Raw genomic sequence first — 17482 nt, forward strand, 5'->3', positions numbered from 1 at the left:
CATGAACGCCATCACAGTTTTCGACATGACCCCGCGCCAGGTTGCGCTGGTCAAGCACACGATTGCCAAGGACTGCAACGACGACGAGTTCAACCTCTACATGGAAGTCGCGAAAGCGAAGCGCCTGGACCCGTTCCTGAAGCAGATCATCCCTATGGTCTTCTCCAAGAGCAGCGCCACCAAGCGCAACATGACGATCATCATCAGCCGCGACGGCCAGCGTGTCATTGCGCAGCGATGCGGTGACTACCGGCCGGCAAGCAAGCCCCCGCTCTACGAGTTTGACCCGGCGCTGAAAGGCCCGCTGAACCCCCTTGGCATCGTGTCCGCAACCGTTTTCCTTTGGAAGCAGGACCCAAAGTCGGGCGAATGGTACGAGGTCGCCGGCCAGTCATTCTGGGATGAGTTCGCGCCGATCAAAGACGTGTGGGCGGAGAACGAGCAGACCGGGAAGAGCTACAAGACCGGCAAGCAGACGCTCGACGACAGCGGCAATTGGTGCCGGATGCCGCGACTGATGATCGCAAAATGTGCTGAAATGCAGGCACTGCGCGCCGGCTGGCCGGAACAGTTCACCGGCCTTTATGACGAGGCCGAAATGGACCGCGCCAAGGTTCTCGATCTGACCGCTTCTGAGATCGTTCTGAAGGAGCGCGAAGACAACCGCTTGCGGGCCGTTGGCGCTGACAATTCGATCACCGTCACTTGGGGTGACAATTGGGCGCTGCAAAACGTACCCATCGGCAAGTTCTTCGACGAGGTGGTCAAGTTCATCACCGAGGCGACGCCCGAAACCGTTGCTAGATGGCAGGACGCCAACCGGGAACCGCTGCAGCGTTATTGGGCCCAGCAGCCGGGTGACGCACTGGAACTGCGCAAGCGCATCGAAGCCGCGATCGCTCGCAAACCATCTCGGCCGGCGAACGACGAACGTCTCGGCCACCCCCTGATGGCGGGCTGACCATGGCGAAGAAGGAAAAGCCCCCGCACATCGAAGCCGTGATGACGCCCCGCGGTCTTCGCGCGCACACGGCCGACGACGCCGAGAAGATGGCCGGCATTCCACAAGGGAAGGTTTTTGAACTCGTGCCGGTGTCGCAGCGCTCGAACAAGCAGTTGCGCACCTACTGGAAAGCCCTTGGCCTGGTGGTCAAGGTCACCGGCAAGTGGCCTTCTCCTGAAAACCTTCACCGGGACGTCAAAATGACGCTCGGTTACCGGGAGCAGACCATCAATCTCCGGACCGGCGAAATCACTCTCGTTCCCGACAGCATCGCCCTCGACAAGATGGATCACGACGAGTTCTGCGCCTTCATGAACCAGGCGATGGAGCTACTTGCCGATCATGTCGGGTTCGATCCGCTCGCGTTCCTGCAGGAGGCAGCATGATGGACACGGAAACCAAGCTCAATAAAGCCGGCGAAGCAATCGCGTATCTGCTCAACCGGTCCCGCCGCGACGACAAGCTCTACTACCAGATCGGCTTTGGCACCGAGGCTTTCCGCCTGCTCACCGAAGCGCACGCTGCGCTTACCGGCGAGGACGTTGCGGCCGTAGAGAAGAGGTATGGAGCATGACCGATCTACCAAACAAAGCAGATTTCATCGCTGACGAGCGCCCCGGCGAGTATGAGGCGACATTCGAGGTGCGCGGCACGATCCGAGTAACGATCAAAGCGGAAAGTTTGCAGGAAGCCGAAGCGAAGGCCGAGGTCATGGCCGAAGACGACGAATTCGGCTTGGAGCTCGATGAGGCAGATGAGGTTTCTGTCAATTGGGTTAGCAGACCGCTCCCGATGTTCCTGGTGACCCGCGACGGGCGGAAGATGAAGGTTAGCCGCCTTCAGCCTGGGGACGTTCCTCGTCAACCTGATGAGCGGGGGTTCTGACATGACAGATCGCCCTATCCTCTTCTCCGGGCCGATGGTCCGCGCATTGCTCGACGGTCGGAAGACCCAGACCCGCCGCCTGGTCAACTTCCCCGGCGCAGACAAGGTTATGGATTTCGTGAAGGTCGCGACCGACAAGGAGGGTCGTTTCGTCTACGAGATGAAGAACGGCGCTGGCAATTTTCTGTCTCGCCCCGCCGGCAAGGATCTCGTCGACTATAATTTTTCGCCCCGCATCGGGGTTGGCTACCGGCTCTGGGTTCGGGAAACGTGGCAGGGGCTGACGTTCGGCGATTACCAGCCTACGAAAAGCAGCCAGTGCGAAGTGCGGTACGCCGCCACCGATGCCCTTGCCGACTTGTCTAGCGAAGATCGTGGATACCCCTGGCGCCCCTCGATCTTCATGCCCCGCTGGGCGTCGCGCATGACGCTGATCGTCACCGACGTTCGCGTCGAGAGGTTGCAGGATATCAGTGAGGCCTATGCCATCGCCGAGGGCGCCGCACAGTATTCGAGCTCGACGAAGCTTTCGCGCGCTTTCAACCCTGATTGGAAGGGCGTCTATCGGGAAGGCTACGCCGAGCTTTGGAACGAGATCAACGGCGCCGGCTCCTGGGAGGCGAACCCGTGGGTTGCCGCCTACACCTTCCGCGTCATCAAGGAGAACATCGATCAGATCAAGGAGGCTGCGTAGTGGCATCCCGCATCGCAAATTTCATCCGCCCCGACCCGACGCCGAAGCGCAAGCCGACGAAGAGCAAAGACTATCTCGCGTTCATCCACGAGCTGCCTTGCTGCGTGACCGGCCGGTATGGCGTCGAGGCTGCGCATCTATCGTTCGCCTCCCCGCGCTACGGTCACTATGGCCGCGGCAAGGGCAGCAAGGTTTCCGACCGCTGGGTGTTGCCGCTCCATCCTGGCGAGCACCGCCGCCAGCACGGTATGAGCGAGGAGCGCTTCTGGTCGGCGATCGGGATCGACCCGCACCTTCTGGCGCTCGTCATCCACGGCATCTGGTCCGACCTCGGCGAAGACGCCGTGCCGTTTGCGACCGCCATCATCAACCAGACGCTGGCCGACGCCGGCGCGCTCCGTTCGAGGGACGAGGCATGAGCGCCCGCCACAGTTCAATACGCCGCGACCACATCGAATACAGCTTCTGGCTCGTTTTCACAGACGACGGCGGCATGCGTTTTGCTCGGGCTGAGCCAACGACAAGCAGAGGCGAGCGCGCCATGAAATGCGGCGCCACTCTGCCGATCGCGCTTTTCCGGACCCCAGAGCTCAGAGCCACCATTGCAATTAGCGAGGGCGTGCCGGCTTCATATCAGATCGATGTCGAAGCTGCCGGCGAAGCCCTGCGCCATGCGCTCGGCGTGGATATCGACCTGCAAGTGAAAGGCGGTGACGCGTGACCGGGATCGATCTGTTCTCGAAAGAGCCGACGTCTTCGGCAATCATTTCAAGTTGCGGGGAATATCGCTACCGCCTTGAGCGTCGATGGGATGCGGACAAACCGAAAGTCGCATTCCTCATGCTCAACCCGTCTACGGCTGATGCTGATCATGACGACCCGACTATTCGTCGATGCGTTGCATTCGCGAAGTCGTGGGGCTTTGGCTGCCTGATCGTTGGGAACCTATTCGCCCTGCGCTCCACCGATCCGAAAGCACTTTACAGCCATCCTAGCCCGATCGGGCCCGACAACGACCGGCACTTGTTCGCGATAGCACAGAGCGCCCGCAAAATCATTTGCGCATGGGGCACACATGGGGCGCTCCATGATCGGGGTCGGAGAGTCGCCGAGCAGTTCGAATTCTTCCCGCTCGCTGCGCTCAAGGTGACGGCAGACGGCCATCCCGGCCACCCCCTCTATGTCGCCGCCAGCACGCAGCCGCAGGAGTATTTCGCCCGCCAGGCTCGCGGAGAAGGCGAGGACAGATGAACGTCACCCCCATCCCCCTCGATCAAGCCGCCGCCATGCTCGGCATTACCGAGCAGGACGTCGGCAACCCTGTACGCCTCGTGCGCGAGTTAATCCGCCGTCACGAGATACCCTTTGTGCGCTGCGGACGATCGGTTAAGCTTCGGCTCGATCAGGTGCGGCTTCTTGCTGAGAAGATGGTTCAATGCCCCTCAAGATCTCCCGACACGACAACGGAGTTTACTATGTCTCCGGTACCGTCACTGTCTGGCGAGATGGAAAACCTCATCCAATTGAGGTCCGCCGCTCCACAAAGTCGCGAGACGCTGAACAAGCGGACGCTATCAAGCGGCAAATCGAAAACGAGGTCGCGGAGCGCAATATCACCGGTAAAGAACCCGCTGTCACGTTCCGCCAGGCCGCAAAAAGATACGTAGACCATGGCGGCGAGGCCCGTTTCCTTCAGGCCTCGAAAGATGGAATGTTCGAGCTGCATTCTCGTTTCAACAGGTTCGCAAAGAAGCCGGTCGACGAGATCACCCAAGAGTTGATCGACGACGAGGGGCTGAAAGCCTACCCGAACCCCGCCACGCGCCGCCGGCAGTTCCACGCTCCGGTTATCGCCGTGCTTCGCAAAAGCGGCGTGAAACAGCAGTTCGAGCGCCCGGAAGACAGCCAGAAGCGAACGGACTTCCTTCGGCCAGTACAAGCGGTCCAGATCCTCGGCCGAATCATGGACGCTCGCTATCCTAATCCCTGGGCGCCGGCCTTCGTGACTTTCTTGTTCGGCCAGGGCTCGCGCGTCAGCGAAACCCTCTCGATCGATGGCCGCGACGACATCAGCCTCGAACATCGCTATGCGATCCTACGCGACACGAAGAGCGGCAAGGAACGGCTGGTCAATCTCTGCCCGCGCGTCATCGCCGCGTGCTCGACCTTGCCGAACATAGGCGAGCCCGGGCCCCTCTTCCTGCGCTACGACGGGCGCCCCTACACGAAGAAAAAGGATACTGGCTATCGGTTCGGATTTTGGAGCCGAGCCGTGACAGAATCGGGCCTCGACCCCGAAACCTACACTCCGCACACCGCGCGGCATTCATGGGCCACCTGGTTCTATAGCCAGACCAAAGACGTCGTCCGTCTGAAGGCTGAAGGCGGTTGGGATTCGTCTGAGTGGGAGCGATACGTGAAGCTCGCGGCGCCGAGCCTTGGGGCAGAAGCCATCAAACACAGCTTCGATTTTCGCCACTTTCAGGAAAGCGATGGGCGGAACAAAAAATCCGCAAACAGGCGTTTTCAGCGCTGATCACGAAGCATCATAAACAATTGATTTTAAAATGAAAAACACGCTTGCAGCGATATCGAAGTGTTTCCCTTAGCAGGGGAGCGCCTTCGACCACTCGGCCACCTCTCCGTTAGCGCCTGACTAGTGTCAGACCGCAGGCAATGCAAGATTTTTTTGTCGGTTTCCAGCAAATCGGCGCATTTTCATGTGGGCGCCGGAGCAACCGAGCCTGTCATGCCGCTGAAGACCTGCAGGAAGCAGCAGTTCGACTTGGTGTAGAGCGGCGAGAACGCGAGGCAAACAGGACCGGATCTGGTTGTCGCCTGCCCGCTCTATGACTTTCGCGAGAGCCTATCGATCGCATCGAGCGTCGCGGCGCCAAAATCTCCATCGACCGGACCACTATAAAAGCCGCGATCCTTCAGCAGCACCTGCATCTCCTTGCGGAAGGCCGGCGTAAAGTTGCTCGGCTGGGTCTTGAGTTCCTGAAGCTTGGCCGGGTCACCACCCTCGACGCTGGCTGCCGCCCAGCGCACAGCCTCCTTCGCATCCGCCTTGGTGCCGAGGCCATAGTCATAAAGACGGCTCAGATTTCCCATGGCGTAGGCGCTGCCGGCATTTGCCGCCATCTCGTACCAGGTGCGGGCCTGGGCATAGTCCTGGGCGACGCCGGTGCCGACATCGTAGAACCAGCCGAGCAATGCCATGGAATAGGAATCGCCGACATTGGCCGCCTTTTCGTACCAGGTCTTGGCTTCGGCATAGTTCTGCTCGGTGCCAAGCCCGTTCTGGTAGGCCCAGCCGAGAGACGACATGGCGTTGACGTCGCCTCCTTCGGCCGCCTTCTTGTACCACGACAGCGACTGCGCCAGGTCCTTGGGCAGGCCAAGCCCCTCTCGATAGAACCAGCCCACGGTGGCCATGGCGTTGGCATAACCCTGACCGGCGGCCAGCTGATACCACCTGGCGGCTTCATCATAGTCCTGGGCGATGCCGCCATAACCTTCGCGATAGAGCCAGCCGAGCGATGCCTGACCATAGGCATTGCCGGCCTTGGCCGCCTGCTCGAACATGCGCTTGCCCTGGTCGACATCGACGGCACCATCGGTGCCGTAGACGGAGAACCAGGCCAGATTCGTCAACGCGTACATATTGCCGCCGTCGGCTGCCTTTTGATAATTGTGGCGCGCCTCGACATAGTCGCGTCCGGCATCCTGTGCCCGGCCCAGCATATTGACGAGCATCATGTCGTCGGGGTTCTCGTTGACCGCCTGGGCGCAGGCCGTCAGCGCCCGGGCGGAATCAAGCTTCAGGAAGTTGACGCCGACGAAGCCGGGCATGGACTGCGGCTCGCCTGCCAGCAGATAGCAATCGCGCGAAGCCTGGGTGTCCTTGCCGGTCTGCGAGATGTTGAGACCCTTCTGCGGTTCGAGCGCGGCAATCTGCTGCTCCGCCTCCGCCTTGTGCTTGCTGTCGGGATAACGCTCGAGGAACCGCGTGAGCGCGGCGGCGTCGGTCGACTGCTTCAGGGCGTCCCAGGCAAGCTCGTCGGGCGTCGCGCTCGACGTCTGCTCAGCCTCGGCCAGAAGCTTCAGCTTCTTTTCCGCCAGCATCTTATAGACAGGATCGGATCCATGCTTGGCGAGGAAGGCAGCGATCAGATCCTTGTCGGCGAGATCGCGGATGTTCTGCCAATCGGCAGCAGCGGCCGATTGGCTGTTTGGCGAGAGCTGCTCACCGTTGTTGGTGATGTTGATGTTCACTTCCTTTATGTTCAGGAAGATCTGGGCGCCACCGAGCGATCCATAGACAAAGGGCTCCTGGCCGCGGTTTGTAACCGAAACCACCTCGTCACGCACCTTGCCCAGGGCGATGCGCACGTCGACGCCCGGCTCAGTGAGGTACTTCGCAAGTGCTGTGGCAAAAGGGCTGTTCCTGCCCTCGCCATCGAGCGCAACGGTTCCGGCCTTGGACGCGAAGGCGACCAGCAGGTCGGCCGATTCGGGCTCAACACGCGCGAGCCCGCGGGAGACGGCGCGCGTCGAGATCGACCGCGTCATGCTCTGCTCAAACGGATTGTTGCGGCAGGCGTCGAGAATCACCAGCTTGAGCTTGGTTGCGCCTTCGAGCGACCGCTGAACCCGGTCAAGGCCGATCGCCTCGTCCTCGATATCCTTGTCCGTCTTTAATTGCACATCGGTCGGCAAAAGGAAGTTCTGGCCGTTCATTTCCATGCCGTGGCCGGAGTAATAGACAATCGCCACCTCGGCGCCGGTTGCCAGATCTTCAAAATCGCGCAGCGCCTTCACCATGTCCTGGCGCCCGACGTCATGAACCGTGGTGACGGAATCGAAGCCCGCATCCTCGAACGAGGCCTTCATCAGTTCGACGTCATTGGCGGGATTGTTGAGTTGAGAGGTCGCCTCGTACTTCTCGTTGCCGATCAAAAGGGCGACACGCTTCGCGGCCAAGACATCGGCTGGCGCAAACGCCAGCACCGCCACGAAAAGAATGACGAACGGCCGCCAACGCGACGAATGCCCCGTAAACATGCTCTTCCTTCCGGCGCCACCCCTTATCCCCTGGCTCACCGGGAGCAGGAGACGGGAGGCGCTCAACCCCATGAACGGCACTTCGGGACGATGCCACCGCCCCAAAACCATGCCCTGATGAAACTATTACGTATGAGCCAGGGGCTTTCAATGTCTCGGTTCGCCATATTTTTTTGAGGCAGTTCGTCTTCAGCGCTCCCGCAAGGTCGAAGCAAGTCGGCGATCTTAACTCAGACGCCGCATCGCTCGGGCCGGGGTGATTCCGCCAGGTCCCGATGCGCCTCCTGCGCCAATGAAAGGCCATGCGTTCTCGGAGCTTGCCATGTCGATGAAAATGCACGTCGCGGAAGCGAAGCCAGGGCAACTGGCAACGACGTATCAACATTACTTCATTGAGCGTCCCTGCCGGTTACTGATCATCGGCCAGCACCTCAAGGCAAAGACCAAATACCAGTGCCTGCTGCGTCACATCTCGATCGCCGGCGCCATGCTCGACTTCAATGCCGCACTCATGGTGCCGAAACACTTCTTTCTGGAGATCGACGGATTCAAGGAAGAGATCGGCTGCTCTCAAGTTCATCGCAGCGGCGCGGAGCTCGGCGTGCGCTTCAACATGCTGCTCGCTCCCGACTTCGTCAGCCGGCTCATCCGCATGCAATTTTCAAGCGGTGGCTTTTGACCGCGGCCGGGTTCCGCCTAGGGAAAATGACCGATGTTAGATTTTTATCGATCTCCTTCAGCGGATTGCAAACTTCTGCACCGAGACTGCACTCAACTTGCCTCGGCATTCACGCGAGGATTAAGCGTGGGCGAATGAATTGCCCACGGGCCGAGCTTGGCAAAGATCGCATTTCGCGATCCGGCGTTGACGGAGAATGACAGATGCAGCAGACGATGTATTCCTGCGTGCCCTCGCCGTTCTACGAACGTCGCTACGAGCGCTTTTCCATCGGCCATGCCGCCACCCTGACGACCGTACAGCCGGGGCTTGGCAGCGTATCGGTCAGAACCTGTCGGATGATCGACATCTCCCGCGGTGGCGCCAGCTTTGCCGTGCAGACCACCATCGGCCTGCCTCAGCATTATTATCTTCATATCATCGGCACTTCGCTTCGCATCGGTTGCGCCGAGGTCTATCGCAATGGCGATCGCATCGGGGTGCAGTTCATCAAGCCGATCGAGCAGACCCTACTGCGCGAGATCATCCGGCAGGAGTTCTTCACCGGCCAGGACGCCAAGGCGCCCAAGCGCCGCTAATGCCCATGCGGCCTGTGCAACAGGCCGTCAAAACCCAACAACTCGCGACGGCTTTTTCTCATCAAGGCGATTCCGCATTGCCAAAGCATGCGTTACAGCGCCGCGCGTCTGTTTAGACGCGCAAAGGTCGCTGTAACACTCTGAGTTGCTGCATAATTTTGCCCTTAAATCGATTCCGATTTAAGGAATTATGCAGTAAGTTCCGCGAACTTTGTTCGAACGGGGCCTTATATAAAGCATGTCCGCATTCTCTCGCTTCACGCCGCTCATCCAATCCCTGCCCTCCACGATCCCCTTCGTTGGACCCGAGGCCATCGAGCGCCAGCGTGGGCGCGCCATTGCTGCCCGCATCGGCGCTAACGAAAGCGGGTTTGGGCCTGCTGAAAGCGTCGTGCAAGCGATGCGAGAGGCGGCAACGGGAACGTGGAAATATGCGGACCCGGAAAACCATGATCTGAAGCAGGCGCTGGCGGCCCGGCTCGGCGTCTCTGCCGCCAACATTGCGATCGGCGAAGGCATCGACGGACTGCTGGGGCAGATCGTGCGGATGGTGATCGAGCCCGGCATGCCGGTCGTCACTTCGCTCGGCGCATATCCGACGTTCAACTATCACGTCGTCGGCCACGGCGGCCGGCTGGTGACGGTGCCCTATGTCGGCGATCACGAAGATCTCGACGGGTTGCTAGCAGCAGTCAAGCAAGAGAATGCCCCGCTCGTCTATTTCGCCAATCCCGACAACCCGATGGGAAGCTGGTGGAACGCCGAACGCGTTGTCGAATTCGCCAAGGCCCTGCCCGAAACCACGCTCTTCATCCTCGACGAAGCCTATTGCGAAACCGCTCCGGCAGGGGCCTTGCCCGCGATCGCCGCGTTGATAGGCATGCCCAATGTCGTCAGGACGCGGACTTTCTCCAAGGCCTATGGCCTTGCCGGCTCGCGGGTCGGTTATGTCATCACCACGCCCGGGACCGCCCAGGCGTTCGACAAGATCCGCAATCATTTCGGTATGAATCGGATCGGCGTGGCGGCGGCAGTCGCAGCGCTTGCGGATCAGGACTATCTAGGTTCGGTAACGGCAAAAATTGCGCATTCGCGCGAGCGGATTGCTGAGATCGCCAAAAGCAATGGCTTGTCGCCGCTCGAATCGGCGACCAATTTCGTCGCGATCGATTGTGGAAAGGACGCGGTCTATGCGCGCGCGATCGTCGATACGCTGATGAGCGACCACGGCATCTTCATCCGCATGCCCGGCGTCGCCCCGCTCAACCGCTGCATTCGCGTCAGCACCGGGCCAGAGGCGGAGATGGACCTGCTTGAAGCCGCCCTGCCGAAGGTTCTGGAGAAACTGGCAGGCGGCCAATAGGCCCTCATATCCGGCGCCTGCTCGCTGGCGGGCGCCGCCGGACGGGAGCTTACTCCCGCCTTGGCGTTCAGTGAACGGTCATCCATTCGCGGGCCGCGCGAAGCGCTGCTGCAAGGTCGGCCTTGCTCATCGTCATCGAAAGGTCGGCGCGCAGATCGACGGCGCGGTCGCAACCCTTGATCGCGGCAATGTTCAGCCATTTATGGGCGGCTACCAGGTCGACCGGACGACCACGGCCCGTCGCATAGGCCAGACCCATTTCGCAAAAGACGTCCGCCTGGCTTTCACCACCCATCGCGGTATTCGAAGCAACCTGCATATCAAAGCGTGCCATTGTCTTGTCCCTGTTTTGCCTGGTTGGTTTTCCGAAGCGGCCCGCCCTTTAGAGGCGGACCATGCTCCAGATCAGCATTTGTTTTTTGGTCCCTGTTCGACCGTGCCTCTTTGTGGGCCTTTCCGAACCGCGCCATCTTTGCAGCGTCGTCTTCGGTCATTTGGCGGGGTGAATTTCTCCGCTCGTCTTATGGGTCTTACTATGCAGCACGGCCTTCAATACGCGCTTAAAATGCATGATTAATTTGAGACAAACAAAGTTCAAACACTTGGTAAACTTGAGTTTTTGTTAAACATCGAAAGGCCGGAAATCTGGCGCATTCGCATAAAAATTTACGAAATATTCAACCGCCGACCTCAACCAAACGGTAACCACGAAAAGGGTGTCCGACCTGCCAGTCCTGGATTTCCTCGATTTTTCTCGGCCGAAAACCGGCAGATAAAAAGCACAAACAGGCGCACTCGAACCAGTTTACCTTTACGTGCGCGTAAGCTACCTTGCCGGCGGCGGTGAGGAGACTGCCTTTCAAACGAGGATATCTGAAGAGGTGCCGGCGAAGCGGACCGCGCCGGCGGCTTTTATCTGGAGGAATGAATGATTCGTACCCTGTTCATGACCGCGGCTCTCGCTTTTGGCGTCGCCGGAACGGCCGTTGCCGCCGAACCGATCGTCGGCAACTGGAAGACCGCAACCGGCGCGACGGCCGAGATTGCACCTTGCGGCGGCGCCTTCTGCGTGACGCTGAAGACCGGCAAACACGCCGGCAAGCGGATCGGCAATCTGTCCGGCACGGATGGCAGCTATTCCGGGGAAATCACCGATCCCGAAACCGACAAGACCTATAGCGGTTCGGGCGCGGTCAACGGCAACTCGCTGAAGATGAAGGGCTGCGTGCTCAAGATTCTCTGCAAATCACAAACCTGGTCGCGCCTCTAGGATCAATCGCGTACAAAAAGGGCGGCCCTCGGGTCGCCCATTTTTTGCGCCTGATAGGCGCGTTCTTCCTTATCGACTTCGACGGCCTTCTTGACTGCGGGCCGCCTCCGATGATCGCTGGCATGCGGTTATTCGGCACGAACTGCTCGCCTGCCGATGTCGAGGTGTCTACCTCATAGGGAGCACCCAGTTCCTCCAGCATGACGGTGACTTCCAGCCGTTCACCGCACGCCAGTAACAAAGCACGATCTGTGCAGTCACTATTCTCTCCTGATGCATTGGGATCAAACACCTAGGCACACCTCTGCCCGCGAGAACGGCAGCGACATCAATCACAAGATGAACGCCAGATGAACGGCCATATCAGCAAGAGTTCAGTTTGGTTATGCGAAAACACACTCAATCGATTTGAACCGCCTCCAGACCAACGGACAGAACCATGGACATTCTTGCTCGGCGCCTCACCATTATCAGCCTTCTGATGGTTGTTTTTGCGATGACCCTTGCTGCCGCAGTCAGCGCAGATACCGAACGTCGCCGCAGCAACACCTATCTCGGCTCGCTGACGGATTGCACCGCGCACACGGCGCAATACTGCCAAGCCAAGCTCTAACGGAGAGACTGATATGCTGGCCGCCCTTTCCACATCCGCCTTTCTCTCGCTGCGTGTCCTTGCACTTGCCAGCCTGCTGATGGCGCCGGTTGGGGCGCTTGCCTATAGCAAGGCCAATGGCCTGAGCATCGGCAAGCAGGGGGCCGGCCTCGTTCTCTTCGTGACGCTGCAGCGTCAATCGATGAGCTGACCGAAGGCGCCATCGGCGCCTTTAATTTTTCAGTCTCTCTTGCATCGCTGCGCGCCTTACTGTCCTTTCACCGTTGAAAGGACCCGCCACTGATGCCAGCCTATGCCGTCTATTCCCTTGCCGCCCTTGCCGAGATCGCCGGATGCTTCGCCTTCTGGGCGTGGCTGAAACTTGACAGGCCGATCTGGTGGCTGATCCCGGGCATGGCGTCGCTGGCACTGTTTGCCTGGCTGCTGACCTTGATTGACAGCGCGGCGGCCGGCCGCGCCTATGCAGCCTATGGCGGGGTCTATATCGCCGCCTCGCTCATCTGGCTGTGGCTTGCCGAAGGCGTGCGGCCTGACCGTTGGGATCTGACCGGAATGGCCGTCGCCCTCGTCGGCAGCGCCATCATCCTCGCTGGACCGCGCTAGGGGCAGCTACTGCATAATCCCTTAAATCGAAAACGATTTATGGCGAAAATTATTCAGAAAATTCAAAGCATTACAGCGTCAGTTGCGCGACATACCTGACGCGCGGCGCTGCAAAGCTGTGCTGACCGACGTGGTTGTGCATGCCCGCATCTTGTCGTTTGCTTGTCAGAAGCCTCAGCCTATAATGCGACATGAACAAGCGAATCTCTTCACACTCCGTCCTTTCCGTCTCCACGCCCGAGCCGTTCGAGCCGCAGTTCTTCGAAGATCCGGCGGCCGCAGTCGATTGCCTGGAGGCGCTTTACGATCGCAATACCCGGTTCCTCACAGAGGCTTTCGAGGGGCTGGGCAAGAATGGCGTTCTGCTCACGCGCTACCGCGCCTGCTATCCGCAGGTCAGCATCGAGACCAGCAGCTTCGGCCATGTCGATTCCCGCCTGTCCTTCGGTTATGTCAGTGCGCCAGGCGTCTACACCACGACGATCACGCGGCCGAAACTGTTCCGGCATTATCTGAAGGAACAGCTGGGGCACCTGATGCGCAATCACGGCCTCGGCGTCACCGTCTCCGAATCCTCGACCCCGATCCCGCTGCATTTCGCCTTCGGGGAAGGCGCCCATGTCGAAGCATCGGCCGGCGATTCCATCGATATTCCGCTGCGCGACCTGTTCGATGCACCCGATCTGACGACGACCGACGACGAGATCGCCAACGGTTCCTATGAGCCGGGCCCGGGCGAGCCCTCGCCGCTGGCGCCGTTTACCGCCCAGCGCATCGACTATTCACTTGCCCGTCTCAGCCACTACACGGCCACGAGTGCGAACCATTTCCAGAACTTCGTGCTGTTCACCAACTACCAGTTCTACATGGACGAGTTCTGCGCCTGGGCGCGCCAGCAGATGGCGGAAGGCGGCAACGGCTACACGGCCTTCGTCGAGCCCGGCAACATCGTCACCCCGGCCGGCGCCGACAAGCCGGAAACCGACTATACGCTCGCCCGCCTGCCGCAGATGCCGGCCTACCACCTGAAGAAGAAGGGCCACGGCGGCATCACTATGGTCAATATCGGCGTCGGCCCGTCCAACGCCAAGACGATCACCGACCATATCGCCGTGCTGCGCCCGCATGTCTGGCTGATGCTCGGGCACTGCGCCGGGCTCAGGAACAGCCAACGGCTTGGCGACTATGTGCTCGCCCATGCCTATATGCGCGAGGATCATGTGCTGGACGACGACCTGCCTGTCTGGATCCCCCTGCCCGCGCTTGCCGAAGTGCAGGTGGCGTTGCAGGACGCCGTCGCCGAGGTCACCGGCTATCGCGACTACGATCTCAAGCAGATCATGCGCACCGGCACCGTCGCCACCATCGACAACCGCAACTGGGAACTGCGCGACCAGCGCGGGCCGGTCAAGCGCCTGTCGCAGGCGCGCGCCATCGCGCTCGACATGGAATCGGCAACGATCGCCGCCAACGGCTTCCGCTTCCGGGTGCCCTACGGCACGCTGCTTTGCGTTTCCGACAAGCCGCTTCACGGCGAGCTGAAGCTTCCAGGCATGGCCACTGCCTTCTATCGGACGCAGGTCAGCCAGCATCTGAAGATCGGCATTCTCGCCCTTCAGAAACTCGCGGCGATGCCTCCGGAGAAGCTGCATTCCCGCAAGCTCAGAAGCTTCTACGAGACGTCGTTCCAGTAGCCCCTCGGCCGGCAGCGAAGCTCAAGGCTTTCTCTGCAGAAGCATCGACAGCGTCGTGCCCGCGGCAACGGACACGATGATCAGCAGATGGGCGTTGACACCGGCCCCGGCCAACTGCTCCAGCGCCGCGCGGCCCGCCCCTGCTCCGACAGAAACGGCACCGGCGGCGATCGCCGCCGGTGCCGACGCCCGCAGGCGCATGCATCGGCAGCACCGAGGAGAACTCGCCACCGAGCGCCCCGCCGAAACAGGCAGCAAGCGGCGCAATACCCGTGAACGCCAGCACCCAGGCGAGAACAGCGACCTTGACCGCCCAATTCGTCTCTCCGGCGCGAAAAGGCAGCATGACATTCAGGAGGTTACCGTTACGCCTTCGGCTACCTCTGGGTCATGGACTGACCCGGGGTCACGAACTAGCCCGGTCAGCGCCGACGAGCAGCTTGAGCTCACCGGGATGGATCCGCAACGCGACGTCGCGGCCCATCGGTAGAAGTTCGCCGTCGATCACGCAGTTGATCTTCCGGTCGACCTTGGGGAAATGCAGATCCAGCGCATGGCCGCTCATCTCGGTAATAACCGGATTGTCGCGGAACTTGCCGCGCAGCACGTCGAGCGCAAGCTTGGCAACGCCGGGCGGGCTCAAGGGGGGCGCCGTGTAGAAGCCGAGATGGCCGGCGGTCACATCGTCCGCATACATCAGCGTATCGCGTCCGAACGGGTTGTTCGACACGGACACGGCCGAGACGTGGCGACTTTCGTGGTGACCATCCACGTCGAATTCGATCTCGAAATCCGGCGGATTGAGGATGACCCCGACGGCGGCCCGGGTGCTCGCCGTGATCTTGCCCAGCCGCGACCGGAAACTGAACGATTCGCGGTAGCGCACCATGCGAGCGTGCAGGCCCATCGAGAACTGGTGCACGAAGGCTCGGCCATCGGCACTGCCGATATCACCGTCGATGATCGTGCCCTGCGCCAGAACCTCCGGCGCCTTCCAGATGTCGAGCGGTAATTTCAGCGTGCGCGCAAAAAGGTTCATCGTCCCGGCGGGCACGACGCCAAGCGGCATACCGGTCTTCCAGGCAACGCCGGCGGCTGCCGAAATCGTACCGTCGCCACCGCCAGCCACGATCGCATCGAGATCTTGGCGCCGGCAGGTCTTTTCCAGGGTCTCCTGCATCTCAGCGCCTGAGACGGTCGCGATCTCGATCTGATGACCGGCGTCGCGAAAGATCGCCTCAACCCTGGTGCCATAGGCCGTCATATCCGTCGTTCGGAAGGTCCCACCGTCCCGATTGAAGATAGCTTTGATTTTCATGAAAGGCTTACTGGCTCCATTGCCGTGGCAAAGTGCGTCCACTGCGATGAGATAATCGCAATCGGCGCCGTTTCCAGAGCCTTACAAAAACTTAACGTTGATCCCATGCCGGACGAGCGCTCGGCTTCATCGCCGCTGCGTGCCCCTGTTTGCGGCGCGGCAGCACCACCAACGTGCCTGGGCGTCACTCCGGCAGCTTGAGGGGACCACCCGTCTTGATCGAGCGGATGGCGAAGTTGGAGCGGATGTCGGTCACCCCAGGCATGGCCAGCAACGTCTCCGTCAGCAGCGTCTCATAGGCCGAGAGGTCTTCGACCACGACCTCGGCGAGAAAATCGGCGTTGCCGGAGATCAGGAAGCAGGAGACAACCTCGGGAATGGCAAGCAGGGCCTCTTGCTGACGCTGGGCATTCTCGCGGCTGTGCTGGCCGACCTTGATTTCCACGAAGACGGTCAATCCGAGCCCGACCTCCTTGCGGTCGATATCGGCCCGATAGCCGCGCAGGATCCCCGATTTCTCCAGATTGCGGATACGTCGCAGGCATGGCGATGGCGACAGATTGACACGTTCGGCAATCTCCACATTCGTTGCCCGCGCGTCCTCCTGTAGGATCTTGAGAATCGCGAGATCGAATTTATCCAGATTTGGCATAATTGATAATCCACTGAGGCGGTATTGGCACATGATTGCGCATCATAGGCCATTGTAAGCACAAATCGCAAGGACATGCCCTGCCCGTTGGCAGTAATCTTCTTCCCAGGCCCAAACAATTGCGGGCATTCAAATCGGGAAGGAAAATCAGATGGTTGCGCTCACACTCGGTCGCGGCAGCGCCGCACCGGTCGCCACCGGCTATGCCGGTGCCCTGGTCACCGTGCTGATCTGGGCCGGGTGGATTCTTGCTACACGACACACTGCCGGCACCGCGCTCGGCACGATCGACCTTGGCCTCATCCGCTACGGCATCCCGGCGCTGGTCCTCGCGCCGGTCTGGCTGAGGACCGGGCTTCTGCCGCGCAAGCTGCCGATCCACTTGCTTCTCCCGATGGTCGCGGGCTCCGGCGCGCTGTTCTTCCAGGTCGCAGCCTTTGCCATTCACGCCACGCCCGCCTCCTCGGTCGGCGTGCTGCTCGGCGGCTCCATGCCGCTGGCAACCGCCCTGATTGGCATCACCATCTTCGGCGAGCGGCCCGACCGCATGCGTGTTGCCGGTTTTGCCGCCATCGTTGCCGGCGTCGCCCTACTGCTCGCGCGCAGCCTTGCCGGCACCACGGGCACCGGCTGGACCGGTTACGCCCTTCTTCCGGCAGCGGCCACACTCTGGGCGATCTATACTCACGCCTTCCGGCGCTCCGGCCTCAGCCCGCTCGAAGGCAGTGCGCTGATCGCCATCTGGTCGTTCCTCATCCACCTGCTGCTTGCCGGCATCTTCGGCAGCACGCTTGCCAGCGTGCCCCTCAAGGAGATCGCCTTGCAGATCACCAGCCAGGGTCTTCTCTCGGGCCTCGTGGCAATGGTCGCCTATGGCGTGGCAGTCCGCAGCCTCGGCGGAACCCAGGCCGCCGCCTTCACCGCGCTCACCCCCGTGCTTGCAATGGTCGGCGGCGCGATGCTTCTCGGCGAGCGGATCGGCCCGTTCGAGATTGTCGCCGCGGTCATCACCGCTGCTGGCGTAGCGCTCTCGACCGGCATCCTTTCACCGCGCAGGGCGTGA

The 17482-nt window shown here is 60.8% G+C and carries 22 protein-coding genes and 1 pseudogene; 18 read left to right on the top strand and 5 right to left on the bottom strand.

Going from position 1 to position 17482, the window contains the following annotated elements:
- The first annotated feature begins 1 nt into the window (after position 1).
- The 9 genes from bet to BC360_RS11625 all read left to right on the top strand — a co-directional run bounded on the left by bet (position 2) and on the right by BC360_RS11625 (position 5118).
- On the top strand, positions 2–961 hold the full coding sequence (gene bet, locus BC360_RS11585) for a phage recombination protein Bet (RefSeq protein WP_065795272.1): 960 nt from the start codon (positions 2–4) through the stop codon (positions 959–961).
- 2 nt (positions 962–963) lie between these two features.
- On the top strand, positions 964–1389 hold the full coding sequence (locus BC360_RS11590; protein ID WP_065795274.1) for a hypothetical protein: 426 nt from the start codon (positions 964–966) through the stop codon (positions 1387–1389).
- The gene (locus BC360_RS11595) at positions 1386–1577 is read left to right on the top strand and encodes a hypothetical protein (RefSeq protein WP_139110000.1); all 192 of its coding nucleotides are present in this window, start codon (positions 1386–1388) and stop codon (positions 1575–1577) included. Before BC360_RS11590 ends, BC360_RS11595 begins: the two co-directional genes overlap by 4 nt.
- Positions 1574–1888, top strand: coding sequence for a hypothetical protein (locus BC360_RS11600; RefSeq protein WP_065795277.1), 315 nt, complete (start codon positions 1574–1576; stop codon positions 1886–1888). The genes BC360_RS11595 and BC360_RS11600 overlap by 4 nt, the downstream gene beginning before the upstream one ends.
- Position 1889: 1 nt before the next feature.
- On the top strand, positions 1890–2582 hold the full coding sequence (locus BC360_RS11605) for a hypothetical protein (protein WP_065795279.1): 693 nt from the start codon (positions 1890–1892) through the stop codon (positions 2580–2582).
- On the top strand, positions 2582–3001 hold the full coding sequence (locus BC360_RS11610; protein ID WP_065795280.1) for a DUF968 domain-containing protein: 420 nt from the start codon (positions 2582–2584) through the stop codon (positions 2999–3001). The genes BC360_RS11605 and BC360_RS11610 overlap by 1 nt, the downstream gene beginning before the upstream one ends.
- Positions 2998–3303, top strand: a complete 306-nt coding sequence (locus BC360_RS11615) for a hypothetical protein (RefSeq protein ID WP_065795281.1) — start codon at positions 2998–3000, stop codon at positions 3301–3303. Before BC360_RS11610 ends, BC360_RS11615 begins: the two co-directional genes overlap by 4 nt.
- Complete coding sequence (locus BC360_RS11620; RefSeq protein ID WP_065795283.1) at positions 3300–3833, top strand: DUF1643 domain-containing protein; 534 nt, start codon at positions 3300–3302, stop codon at positions 3831–3833. The genes BC360_RS11615 and BC360_RS11620 overlap by 4 nt, the downstream gene beginning before the upstream one ends.
- Before the next feature lie 184 nt (positions 3834–4017).
- Positions 4018–5118 (top strand): tyrosine-type recombinase/integrase, encoded by a 1101-nt coding sequence (locus BC360_RS11625; RefSeq protein ID WP_065795284.1) that lies wholly within the window; start codon positions 4018–4020, stop codon positions 5116–5118.
- A gap of 311 nt (positions 5119–5429) precedes the next feature.
- On the opposite strand, the gene BC360_RS11630 is transcribed toward BC360_RS11625, so the two are convergent.
- A complete protein-coding gene (locus BC360_RS11630) occupies positions 5430–7649 on the bottom strand; it encodes a caspase family protein (RefSeq protein WP_065795286.1) in 2220 nt (739 codons plus the stop codon).
- Positions 7650–7971: 322 nt separating this feature from the next.
- Here BC360_RS11630 and BC360_RS11635 point away from each other — a divergent pair, with 322 nt between their 5' ends.
- The 3 genes from BC360_RS11635 to BC360_RS11645 all read left to right on the top strand — a co-directional run bounded on the left by BC360_RS11635 (position 7972) and on the right by BC360_RS11645 (position 10269).
- Positions 7972–8328, top strand: a complete 357-nt coding sequence (locus tag BC360_RS11635; protein WP_065795575.1) for a hypothetical protein — start codon at positions 7972–7974, stop codon at positions 8326–8328.
- A gap of 203 nt (positions 8329–8531) precedes the next feature.
- On the top strand, positions 8532–8906 hold the full coding sequence (locus BC360_RS11640; RefSeq protein WP_065787314.1) for a PilZ domain-containing protein: 375 nt from the start codon (positions 8532–8534) through the stop codon (positions 8904–8906).
- Between the two features lie 238 nt (positions 8907–9144).
- Positions 9145–10269: a pyridoxal phosphate-dependent aminotransferase gene (locus tag BC360_RS11645; RefSeq protein WP_065795288.1), complete on the top strand. Its 1125-nt coding sequence runs from the start codon at positions 9145–9147 to the stop codon at positions 10267–10269.
- 67 nt (positions 10270–10336) lie between these two features.
- On the opposite strand, the gene BC360_RS11650 is transcribed toward BC360_RS11645, so the two are convergent.
- A complete protein-coding gene (locus tag BC360_RS11650) occupies positions 10337–10603 on the bottom strand; it encodes a sel1 repeat family protein (RefSeq protein WP_065795289.1) in 267 nt (88 codons plus the stop codon).
- Between the two features lie 594 nt (positions 10604–11197).
- On the opposite strand from BC360_RS11650, the gene BC360_RS11655 reads away from it, so the two are divergent.
- The 5 genes from BC360_RS11655 (at position 11198) to BC360_RS11665 (ending at position 14449) form a co-directional block, all read left to right on the top strand.
- Positions 11198–11539, top strand: coding sequence for a DUF2147 domain-containing protein (locus BC360_RS11655; RefSeq protein ID WP_065787317.1), 342 nt, complete (start codon positions 11198–11200; stop codon positions 11537–11539).
- Positions 11540–11978: 439 nt separating this feature from the next.
- A complete protein-coding gene (locus tag BC360_RS31490; protein ID WP_025426369.1) occupies positions 11979–12152 on the top strand; it encodes a hypothetical protein in 174 nt (57 codons plus the stop codon).
- 13 nt (positions 12153–12165) lie between these two features.
- Positions 12166–12342, top strand: coding sequence for a hypothetical protein (locus BC360_RS31495; RefSeq protein ID WP_167590821.1), 177 nt, complete (start codon positions 12166–12168; stop codon positions 12340–12342).
- Between the two features lie 92 nt (positions 12343–12434).
- Complete coding sequence (locus BC360_RS11660) at positions 12435–12755, top strand: YnfA family protein (RefSeq protein WP_065787318.1); 321 nt, start codon at positions 12435–12437, stop codon at positions 12753–12755.
- A 191-nt stretch (positions 12756–12946) separates the two neighbouring features.
- The gene (locus tag BC360_RS11665) at positions 12947–14449 is read left to right on the top strand and encodes an AMP nucleosidase (RefSeq protein ID WP_065795290.1); all 1503 of its coding nucleotides are present in this window, start codon (positions 12947–12949) and stop codon (positions 14447–14449) included.
- 21 nt (positions 14450–14470) lie between these two features.
- Here the strand turns inward: BC360_RS11665 and BC360_RS30720 are convergent.
- The 3 genes and pseudogenes from BC360_RS30720 to BC360_RS11680 all read right to left on the bottom strand — a co-directional run.
- Positions 14471–14768: pseudogene (locus BC360_RS30720) on the bottom strand (UPF0104 family protein); the annotation flags it as partial.
- An 87-nt stretch (positions 14769–14855) separates the two neighbouring features.
- The gene (locus BC360_RS11675; RefSeq protein ID WP_065795292.1) at positions 14856–15767 is read right to left on the bottom strand and encodes a diacylglycerol/lipid kinase family protein; all 912 of its coding nucleotides are present in this window, start codon (positions 15765–15767) and stop codon (positions 14856–14858) included.
- Between the two features lie 184 nt (positions 15768–15951).
- Positions 15952–16419 carry an Lrp/AsnC family transcriptional regulator gene (locus BC360_RS11680; RefSeq protein WP_053246850.1) on the bottom strand — a complete coding sequence of 156 codons (468 nt, stop codon included), beginning with the start codon at positions 16417–16419 and terminating at the stop codon, positions 15952–15954.
- Between the two features lie 151 nt (positions 16420–16570).
- On the opposite strand from BC360_RS11680, the gene BC360_RS11685 reads away from it, so the two are divergent.
- Complete coding sequence (locus BC360_RS11685; RefSeq protein WP_065795295.1) at positions 16571–17482, top strand: DMT family transporter; 912 nt, start codon at positions 16571–16573, stop codon at positions 17480–17482.

The organism is Ensifer sp. LC163 (genome assembly GCF_001695855.1).
Classification (GTDB): Bacteria; Pseudomonadota; Alphaproteobacteria; order Rhizobiales; family Rhizobiaceae; genus Ensifer.

Excerpts from the sequence above, each read along its gene's own strand:
- BC360_RS11625 (WP_065795284.1), top strand. The coding sequence starts at position 4,018 with ATGCCCCTCAAGATCTCCCGACACGACAACGGAGTTTACTATGTCTCC.
- BC360_RS11595 (WP_139110000.1), top strand. The coding sequence starts at position 1,386 with ATGATGGACACGGAAACCAAGCTCAATAAAGCCGGCGAAGCAATCGCG.
- BC360_RS31490 (WP_025426369.1), top strand. The coding sequence starts at position 11,979 with ATGGACATTCTTGCTCGGCGCCTCACCATTATCAGCCTTCTGATGGTT.
- BC360_RS11590 (WP_065795274.1), top strand. The coding sequence starts at position 964 with ATGGCGAAGAAGGAAAAGCCCCCGCACATCGAAGCCGTGATGACGCCC.
- BC360_RS11665 (WP_065795290.1), top strand. The coding sequence starts at position 12,947 with ATGAACAAGCGAATCTCTTCACACTCCGTCCTTTCCGTCTCCACGCCC.
- BC360_RS11605 (WP_065795279.1), top strand. The coding sequence starts at position 1,890 with ATGACAGATCGCCCTATCCTCTTCTCCGGGCCGATGGTCCGCGCATTG.
- BC360_RS11635 (WP_065795575.1), top strand. The coding sequence starts at position 7,972 with ATGTCGATGAAAATGCACGTCGCGGAAGCGAAGCCAGGGCAACTGGCA.
- BC360_RS11600 (WP_065795277.1), top strand. The coding sequence starts at position 1,574 with ATGACCGATCTACCAAACAAAGCAGATTTCATCGCTGACGAGCGCCCC.
- BC360_RS11645 (WP_065795288.1), top strand. The coding sequence starts at position 9,145 with ATGTCCGCATTCTCTCGCTTCACGCCGCTCATCCAATCCCTGCCCTCC.
- bet (WP_065795272.1), top strand. The coding sequence starts at position 2 with ATGAACGCCATCACAGTTTTCGACATGACCCCGCGCCAGGTTGCGCTG.
- BC360_RS11685 (WP_065795295.1), top strand. The coding sequence starts at position 16,571 with ATGGTTGCGCTCACACTCGGTCGCGGCAGCGCCGCACCGGTCGCCACC.
- BC360_RS11675 (WP_065795292.1), bottom strand. The coding sequence starts at position 15,767 with ATGAAAATCAAAGCTATCTTCAATCGGGACGGTGGGACCTTCCGAACG.
- BC360_RS11615 (WP_065795281.1), top strand. The coding sequence starts at position 2,998 with ATGAGCGCCCGCCACAGTTCAATACGCCGCGACCACATCGAATACAGC.
- BC360_RS11630 (WP_065795286.1), bottom strand. The coding sequence starts at position 7,649 with ATGTTTACGGGGCATTCGTCGCGTTGGCGGCCGTTCGTCATTCTTTTC.
- BC360_RS11640 (WP_065787314.1), top strand. The coding sequence starts at position 8,532 with ATGCAGCAGACGATGTATTCCTGCGTGCCCTCGCCGTTCTACGAACGT.
- BC360_RS11680 (WP_053246850.1), bottom strand. The coding sequence starts at position 16,419 with ATGCCAAATCTGGATAAATTCGATCTCGCGATTCTCAAGATCCTACAG.
- BC360_RS11655 (WP_065787317.1), top strand. The coding sequence starts at position 11,198 with ATGATTCGTACCCTGTTCATGACCGCGGCTCTCGCTTTTGGCGTCGCC.
- BC360_RS11660 (WP_065787318.1), top strand. The coding sequence starts at position 12,435 with ATGCCAGCCTATGCCGTCTATTCCCTTGCCGCCCTTGCCGAGATCGCC.
- BC360_RS11650 (WP_065795289.1), bottom strand. The coding sequence starts at position 10,603 with ATGGCACGCTTTGATATGCAGGTTGCTTCGAATACCGCGATGGGTGGT.
- BC360_RS31495 (WP_167590821.1), top strand. The coding sequence starts at position 12,166 with ATGCTGGCCGCCCTTTCCACATCCGCCTTTCTCTCGCTGCGTGTCCTT.